An 8,496-nucleotide genomic window follows, 5' to 3' on the forward strand; every position below is an offset into this window, starting at 1 on the left:
AGATGAAAAACCAGCTTCGAATTATTGGTGGTGACTGGAAACGTCGTCAACTACCTTTTGCCAGTATTGAGGGTTTGCGCCCGACGCCTGACCGTGTTCGGGAAACTCTATTTAACTGGCTGATGTGGGAGGTGCAAAATGCCCAGGTTCTGGATATGTGTGCCGGTTCAGGAGCATTGGCTTTTGAGGCATTATCTCGTGGCGCTGCCTCAGTGGTGATGATTGAACCTGATCGGACTCAGGCACAATTTTTAACCCAGAATCTGGAACTATTGAAAGTCACCAAGACACGTGCCCAATTAAAAGTGGCTACGGCGCAACAAGTCTTGCCCACGCTGCAGACACAATTTGATCTGGTTTTTCTAGATCCGCCGTATAGCCTGAATTTATGGGAAACCTTGGCTGCACAAGCAAATCATCTGATCAAGGATAATGCTTATATTTATGTAGAAGCGGACCGCGATCTGCAATCACTTAAATTACCCGCCTCATGGCGTTTAATTAAAAATACCAAAGCCGGCATGGTTCGCGCGGGACTTTATCAAAAAATACCTTCGCAAGAGCACAATTAAAAAGGATTCCTTGAACAAGAAATCCTTTAGATCAAATAAAAGTGGTGAGACATTAATACTCGGGCAATAAACCCGTTAACGAGCCGGAGGTGGAGGAGGCGGATTCCGATCGTTATTGTTAGGATTATTCCAGTTAGGACGGTCTTTGTTGTTATTCCAGTCCCGATCACCATATTGTCGATCATGATGTTTATCCCGATCTTTATGACCGCGATAATCATCGTGAGGATCTACAACACAACCGGTTAATGAGACTGCCAATACAGAAAGTAATATTACTATTTTCATGTTCATTACCTCTTGCGGTACAGGTTTCAGTATCCGGAAATTTGATTGATAATTCAGAAACTCCGTGTTGGATTCTTGTTTTATTTTATGCTTGGATTCCTTGATTTCCGATGCAGACAAGAGCTAAATTCCCTGGCGTTTATATCAATTTGCACTGAGATTTGCATAAATACCACTAAGCAAGCACTTGGTTTTTCCAGTTATCTTTTTAATACTACTGACTTTAATTTCGTACCGATCCTTATGACCTGGTTGTTATTTATTTTTGGTGCGATGGTCGCAGGTTTTGTTCAGGGACTGACTGGTTTTGCCTTTGCCCTGATTGCCATGTCTTTCTGGGTTTGGGTATTAGCTCCGCAACTAGCCGCGCCCCTGCTGGTATTTGCCTCGGTCTGGAGTCATGTGATTTCACTGAGTCAGGAACAGACGCAGCCCTTTTTATCCAGACAGTTAGTACTGCCTTATCTGATGGCCGGCCTGATCGGAGTACCGCTTGGTACTTATTTGTTGCAGATCATTCAAGCAGATACCTTCAAAATGGTTCTAGGATTGTTTCTGGTGCTGTGGTGCCCGATGATGCTGCTTAACCCACAACTTAAAATGATTCAGCATTCAGGAAAATTAGCAGATAGTGGTATAGGCTTCATGGGTGGCATCTTAGGCGGACTGGGTGGTTTTTGCGGCGCTATTCCTTCAGCCTGGGTCATGCTAAAGCAATTACCCAAAGCGCAGCAGCGCTATATTTTGCGGCATTTCAATTTTGCCATTCAGCTTTTCACGCTGGGTACGTATCTATGGCAAGGTCTGATTAACCAAAGCCATTTACCCTATATGGCCTTGCTGATTGTTTTTGTGAGCCTTCCGGCGATTCTAGGGGCAAAATTATTTTATAAAATTTCAGAATTACTATTTAAACGTATTATCTTAAGTTTACTTTTTAGTACTGGCTGTTTTCTATTAGCATCTCAATTCATTTAGGCATAAGAAAAAGCCACGCCCTGTTTTCCCTCTAAAGCTTGAATCTAGCAAGATAAATGCTATTTTAAGGCCATTCTTTCGCAATACAGATCATCATTATGCAGATTCGTGATCAGATCGTTCTTGTTACTGGCGGTGCACGTGGTTTGGGTTTAGCCATTACCCGGGCTTTACTCGCTGAGGGTGCGCGCGTGGTCGTCAATTATCATAGCAGTCAGCAGCAAGCTGAACAGCTGGCCCAGCAATATCCTGCGCAGGTATTTACTTATCAGGCAGATGTTACTGAGGCTGATCAGGTACGCGCTTTATTTGCCGCGGCAAAAAATCATTTTGGGGAAGCAATTCATGCGATAGTCAATAATGCGTTGATTCAATTTGAATTTAATGGCGATGCACGGCCTAAAGTTGAAACACTCACTTGGGAAATGTTGCAACAGCAGTTCAGCGGTGCAGTACAGGCAGCTTTAAATACCACCCAAGCTGCACTGGATGATATGAAACAGGCAGGCTTTGGCCGGATTGTGAATATTGGTACAAACCTCGTGCAAAATCCGGTGGTTCCTTATCATGACTATACTGCTGCCAAAGCCGCATTGTTGGCCTTCACCCGAACTACGGCACAAGACTTGGGGCAATATGGCATTAATGTAAATATGCTCTCTGGTGGCCTGTTACAAACCACAGATGCCAGTAAAGCCACACCTGACTTTGTCTTTGACCTGATTGCTCAATCGACCCCTTTACGCCGTGTGATTACTCCCGAAGAATTTGCCGCTGCAATTCTGATGTTTCTGTCACCTTATTCACGTGCAGTCACAGGACAAAACCTGATTGTAGATGGCGGTCTGGTCAAAGGTTAGGGGCTTAGTGCATGCAATTGATTTTAAAATTCTATTATTCTATTTTTTAACCATTTGGTAGATTAAAAAGGTTTTTGGAACAGTTTTTACTTCTACAATAGTGCGTTCTCATAAAACCTTTTGCCTACTTTCATGAAATTTATCACGACATTGCTCAGTACCTTGCTGCTGGCAGGTTGTATGTCCAGCGATTTGAAAAAATCCGAACAATTACTGCGAAATTTCCACTGTGCCAAGGTAGATACCGCACAAATGCCACATAGCAGTATGACTGATTATTATCAGCAGATGTTGTACAGCAGCAAATCCAAAGTCGAGTCTTATATCAAACAGTATCATCAGGGTGAAAAGCTGTTTGATCTGCCGCTACATGAAGTGATTGAACAACAATATGCTTTGTATAAAGATGCCTGCCAAAACCTGGGAGGAATTTTACCCGCTTCTGAAAATGCACCTTAAGCCTGTCAATTTTAAGATTAGACGAAAAAAAGCAGGAAATATTTTCCTGCTTTTTTCCAACCTAATTTTAACTCTGATAATAGCGCTGATCTACACTGAAGCATTCAGGGAATTTTGGTTCAATATCTGCATAAAATGCCATAATTTCTGCCATATCCTTTTCATAATCCCCCGTCGGATAGACAATTTTTCCTACACCAGTTTTTTTCTTGGCATAGTCCATATAGGCCAATGCAATTGGCACACCAGCATTGATGGCGACATGATAAAAACCCGTCTTCCACTGTTCCTGCTTGGCTCGGGTCGCTTCTGGCGTGACCAGCATGACCAGTTTCGGATGGGTCTTGAATAATTCCGACATCACCTGAACCATACTCGGACGAGGCTCCCCCGGCTGTTTAGGTCGGCGATCAATGCCGATTCCACCCATAGCCCGAACAAAAGGCCCCAATGGAAACTTCATATAACTGTCTTTAATGGTTAAGCGAACATTCACCCCTAATGCTTTCAAAGCCAGACGCGCATAAAGTGCATCCCAATTACTGGTATGTGGCGCAGCAATCATGACACATTGATCTAAATCTAATGGCCAGTGATTGTCAATTTCCCAACCCAGCATGTTCAGGCTTTGTTCTGCTAACTTCTCAAACACGTCACGCACCAATTCTATTCAAAATTGCGCGAATTTTAACAACCTAAGCAAATATAGATAGTGTAAAAAGATCAATAAATAACCAATTAATCTATATTTGTATAATTAGATTTTTCAAATGAAAGATTAATTTATAGTTCTAATATTTGATCCCTACTGATCAATAAATCATAAAACGGCTTTATGCTCTTAGCTCTAAAATGGAGCGAAATAAAGGAATATTCAGACCTTGAAAGCCCTGCAACAGGCTGGCAAAATCAAGAATGTATCTCAAATATTATGACAATAATCTTATTTTCCACTGTTGATAATAAGCACTCATTCTACTCAGAGTAGGCCAAATAATTTGGCTAAACTCGATTAAATTTTAAAGTTAAATTTAACTATTTTAATCAACATGTTCAAAATGACTCGTACAGCCCATCAATAAATGCATCAGCTCGATTTGCGAACAACAGTGGGTTTTTTCATAGATATTTTTAAAATAAGTCCGAACCGAACTAAGGGTAATGCCACACTGCTCTGCAATGTCTTCTATTTTATATCCATTAATCAACAACTCACATAAATCAAATTCCCGTTTAGAAAGTTGATAGCACTGTTGTAGATAAGCTTTTGAAAGTGAATAATGCTGGTTTTTATGGGTCATAAATAATGCAACCTGATGTTGGGCAGACTGTAGATGTTGCATATTCCTTAATTTCTTAAAGGGCACCACTGTAAGCATGAGTTGCGCGTCCGTAGTATCACTTAGCGCCAGAACCCCGCCTGCTTCTGTGTGAATAGCCGCATCTTCGAGTAAAGCACTTTCCAGCAAGTGATCGAGACGTGTCTGCTGCCCAAGAGCGGCTTTCAGACGATTATGCATATCTAAATCAAGACATGAACTTTGATCTAGCATCTTTTGTGCAACCGGATTGGAATAGCTTAAACACAAATTCTGGTCCAGCAGTAAAATTCCTGTCTTGAAATTATCCAATACTGTATACAAGCTTAAATTATCTTGCTGGATAATATTGATTTGCCGATGAATTTGTAAAGCCCGACGTAAATGGAGACTGATACGCCTTAAAAAATCCAGCTCAACCTGTGCAAAAGGCTGCACTTCACGTGTACGATGAATACCCAATACTGCCCAACGATAATTCCCCCGATCCAGCAGTACTCCTGCCAGATGACAAATACCACTCGGTTTTAAACATTTTTCATAGAATACATAGTGATCGGTTCCCGGATGCTGGGCATAATGCTGACAGCTTTGACTTAATGCCTCTCCTATCTCGCTTCCATTCCATAATGGCATATGCAGTTTCATATCAACTACTCTGATCCGGTCATCTTGATAAGCGGCCAGAGTTTCATTTGGGATATTATGCGTATACACAAAATCATAACCTGGATTAAGCTGATCCAGACCGGTAAAAATTGCGCTCTTGCTTTTAGTATGGTTCACAATATCTTTGATTACATCCAGCCATAGATTCGGCAATAAAGCAGCATCATAAATTTTTGCGATCAGATTATTTTCTCGTTCTAACTTCATTATCCTCTGCTCTTTATCATTATCATTATTTTCTTAATAATAGCGTTCAGAATCCCAGAACGAAACAGCATAAAGTTACTTTGAACTTTGATAAAAATTATTTAATTCTATTCAACTAGGAGTAACTTCAGCCTCATTCACCTAATGAATCAAACATTAACAGGATTGCCCTAGTTATCTGTACAGACTACTTTTAAGCTAAGTGGTAGCAACTAAATCAATAAGGTCTGAACAATGAAAAAACTACCACTTATTGCAGCGACAGCAGCCACTCTTGCAGTAGCCTTAAGCGCATGTTCAAAGCCAAATAATAATGAACCGATGAATAATAATGCTGAATCAAGCCCGGCAACCATGGAACAAAACACCGCAGATACCAACATGACTCGTGCTGATAGCGCAGAAACCTCACTAGACTGGGCGGGTGAATACGAAGGTGTGTTTCCTTGTGCGGACTGTGAAGGAATTAAAGTCGAATTAGACCTACATCCGGATAAAACCTATGAGCTCAATGAAGAATATTTGGGTAAAACTGGAAAGAATGAGTTTGAGACTAAAGGAAGTTTCAGTTTTGACCCTCAAGATCCGTCAATCATTACTCTAGATAACCATGCTGACAATCGTAAGTTTTTTGTGGGTGAAAATTTTATTGAAGCACGTGATGTAGAATCAGGTAAAAAAATTGACAGTAATTTAAATTATAAATTAGTTAAAAAATCTGCATCTTAATTTTGTAAACATATAAAAAAATCCCCGCAATTGCGGGGATTTTTTAGTTTCAATCAGGCTAAGCTTAAATTATTTACCGCCAAACACATATGAAACACCTACACGACCACCAACTTCGCTACCACCGAAACCTAGTGCAGCGCTTAGAGAAGTACGGCCATCAGCAAGAACACTTGCAACACCTAGAGCAGCAGCAGATTCACCTTCATAGTGACCTACACCGCCAAACACTGCGTACTGACCAGCACCGATGTTAGGAATTTGTTGTTGAGTCGCTAACGCGATAGCGATACCACGGTAAGAAGTCTTCTCTACATCATCAATACGGCTGTTCAATTGACCAACACGGCTATTGAATCCTGCAACTGCATTATCAGTATAAGCATTTGCAGAGGCTAAAGTTGCTGCATCCCCCTCTACAGCTGCAGCACGAATCGCCTGGCGGTCTGTTGCCGCTGCTGTTAAACCTGCATCAACTGCAGCTACAGCTTCGGTTACGAATGTTTGATTTGCAGCTAATTGAGTTTCAACTTGTGCCACAACTTCCTGAGTTGCTTCACCTACAGAAGTTTGAATATTTTGAACGATACTTACACCACCGATCTGGAAGTCAGCAGCATTAATTACGCCTGTAGTGTTGATACCATCTGCATTTACTTCTGTGAACTTATCTGCTTTACCAGTTTCTTTTTGAGAAACAACTACACCATAAGTATTTTTACCATCTTCAGATTTTACAATACCAGTAGTTACTGATTGGGAAGATACTTCTGTAGTTGTACCTACATCACCTAAACCGAAACGGTCGCCTTCTTCAAAAATGCCACCTGCAACTGCGCTACTTATAAGCACATTTGTTGCGCTTGCTTGAGTACTTTTAGATTCGCCATAAACAACTGCGTTAGAATTAACACTCTTAGTTACCGTCGTACTTTCAGTTGTACCAGTAGCAACGTCTGCTACACCTGTCGCATATTGTGTAAGTGTGCTAATTTTTGCATTTGATGCAGAAACAGTCCCATCTTGATTTACTTGATACAGCCCCTTACCTACAAGTTCAAAATAGGTATTATCTTTGTCATCTCGGTATGAACGTGTTTCGAACTTTTCTACATCAGCATTTGGTTTTGTGATGGAAGCTGTCACAGTACCTTTAGTAGCATCAATCTCTATATTATCGTAAGCCTGCCCATCAAAATCTGATACAGAAGCTAGACCCAAGCCATTATGTGTTAATGCAGCACCAGTACCTGTAACTTTACCATTAGCAGCAAAGTCAAGGTTATAGGCTAAAACTCCGTGAGTTTCCAACTGCGTATTAGATTTACCAGTTAATTCATTTGGTAAAGCGCCAGCTACTAAAGTATTAACAGTACCAGTATTTACTTGGTTGCCACCTTCTGCATTATATGCTTCCACTTCGATAACAACATTACCATCAGCACTAATGAATGTACCTGCTACAAATTTCTTTTCATATGCAGCAGTACCTGTTTGGTTTTGAGATTGAGACCAAACATGCAGAACACCTTCATCATTATTGTTAGGCGTAATACCATGATCAACTACACCACCAGCATCAGAATCGGTTTGAGAGTCTACTTGACCCCCTAACGCTAATTCATAACCTGCAGGTAATTGACCATTTGCTACAACCGAACCAAATTCGTATCTATTTGCATCTTCATTAAATTCAAGGTTCCAGTACTCATATCCCTCATTACCATTGGCTAACTTAAGTACCACATCACCTTCAGCATTCTGATAAACCCAAGCATCTGCTTTCACTGGATCAGGTAAATTATTAAGTGCTGCATTTGTAGAAGTGAAAGCTGCAAATGCTAAAGTTGCTGCCAATAATGTCTTTTGAAATTTCATATAAATTTCCTTCAATTTTTATAAAAAGACTGGTCTACCCTAGGATTGATGTAAACCAGCAAAACTGATTTGAATGTCTGGTTGTTCTGGAGACTGCCATCCACTACAAACCGCTGTCATAGCGGTTCTGCAGCAATAATAAACAAAAAGAAACAATAATATCAATCAATATTTGATTTAATTTTAAAGTAATAATTAACTAGATATATTAATAAAAAATAAATATTTAATAATTTCAATTGCTTAATTAATAAAAATGATACATAAAAAAATATATATATAAAGTGAAAGTTGATATAGATTTATGGGAATTTCAATAATTAAGTTAAACTAATAAATTACCTTCGTATCTAAATAGTTCTTTTCATCTTAGGAGGCCGCTACATAAAGGAGGTGATGCCTTTGATAGAGATCGAAAATTTGTTTTTTATTTAACATATTTCTTGTTTTTTGATTAATTTATGTAAGCCCAAAATAGAAATGTCCGGTTTCTCCAAAGTAAAAATGTCCGCTTTTAGAATATGCACTTTTGCAATT

At 39.9% G+C, this 8,496-nt stretch carries 9 protein-coding genes; 5 read left to right on the top strand and 4 right to left on the bottom strand.

The annotated features are described in order from the left end of the window. Positions 1 to 2: 2 nt before the first annotated feature. Entirely contained in the window at positions 3 to 572 is a 570-nt protein-coding gene (rsmD, locus tag VXP95_RS13595; RefSeq protein WP_416705192.1) for a 16S rRNA (guanine(966)-N(2))-methyltransferase RsmD, read from the top strand. Between the two features lie 75 nt (positions 573 to 647). Here the strand turns inward: rsmD and VXP95_RS13600 are convergent, their stop codons facing one another. Further along, positions 648 to 866: a hypothetical protein gene (locus VXP95_RS13600; RefSeq protein WP_416705191.1), complete on the bottom strand. Its 219-nt coding sequence runs from the start codon at positions 864 to 866 to the stop codon at positions 648 to 650. 237 nt (positions 867 to 1,103) lie between these two features. Here VXP95_RS13600 and VXP95_RS13605 point away from each other — a divergent pair, with 237 nt between their 5' ends. The 3 genes from VXP95_RS13605 to VXP95_RS13615 all read left to right on the top strand — a co-directional run bounded on the left by VXP95_RS13605 (position 1,104) and on the right by VXP95_RS13615 (position 3,157). Further along, positions 1,104 to 1,838 (top strand): sulfite exporter TauE/SafE family protein, encoded by a 735-nt coding sequence (locus VXP95_RS13605; protein ID WP_416712220.1) that lies wholly within the window; start codon positions 1,104 to 1,106, stop codon positions 1,836 to 1,838. A gap of 98 nt (positions 1,839 to 1,936) precedes the next feature. After that, on the top strand, positions 1,937 to 2,698 hold the full coding sequence (locus VXP95_RS13610; RefSeq protein ID WP_064095604.1) for a 3-oxoacyl-ACP reductase: 762 nt from the start codon (positions 1,937 to 1,939) through the stop codon (positions 2,696 to 2,698). A gap of 132 nt (positions 2,699 to 2,830) precedes the next feature. Next, positions 2,831 to 3,157, top strand: coding sequence for a hypothetical protein (locus VXP95_RS13615; RefSeq protein ID WP_416712221.1), 327 nt, complete (start codon positions 2,831 to 2,833; stop codon positions 3,155 to 3,157). A 67-nt stretch (positions 3,158 to 3,224) separates the two neighbouring features. Here VXP95_RS13615 and VXP95_RS13620 read toward each other — a convergent pair whose 3' ends face one another. Together VXP95_RS13620 and VXP95_RS13625 are read right to left on the bottom strand one after the other, a co-directional pair. After that, positions 3,225 to 3,809, bottom strand: a complete 585-nt coding sequence (locus VXP95_RS13620; protein WP_416679882.1) for a 1-acyl-sn-glycerol-3-phosphate acyltransferase — start codon at positions 3,807 to 3,809, stop codon at positions 3,225 to 3,227. A gap of 388 nt (positions 3,810 to 4,197) precedes the next feature. Continuing rightward, positions 4,198 to 5,352, bottom strand: a complete 1,155-nt coding sequence (locus VXP95_RS13625) for a helix-turn-helix transcriptional regulator (RefSeq protein WP_416705187.1) — start codon at positions 5,350 to 5,352, stop codon at positions 4,198 to 4,200. A 234-nt stretch (positions 5,353 to 5,586) separates the two neighbouring features. Between VXP95_RS13625 and VXP95_RS13630 the strand changes: the two genes are divergently transcribed. Continuing rightward, complete coding sequence (locus VXP95_RS13630; RefSeq protein WP_416679880.1) at positions 5,587 to 6,081, top strand: copper resistance protein NlpE; 495 nt, start codon at positions 5,587 to 5,589, stop codon at positions 6,079 to 6,081. Between the two features lie 69 nt (positions 6,082 to 6,150). Here the strand turns inward: VXP95_RS13630 and VXP95_RS13635 are convergent, their stop codons facing one another. Beyond that, on the bottom strand, positions 6,151 to 7,959 hold the full coding sequence (locus tag VXP95_RS13635) for a YadA-like family protein (protein WP_416712222.1): 1,809 nt from the start codon (positions 7,957 to 7,959) through the stop codon (positions 6,151 to 6,153). Positions 7,960 to 8,496 lie beyond the last annotated feature (537 nt).

It is taken from the genome of Acinetobacter sp. 226 (assembly GCF_048147925.1).
GTDB lineage: Bacteria > Pseudomonadota > Gammaproteobacteria > Pseudomonadales > Moraxellaceae > Acinetobacter > Acinetobacter pecorum.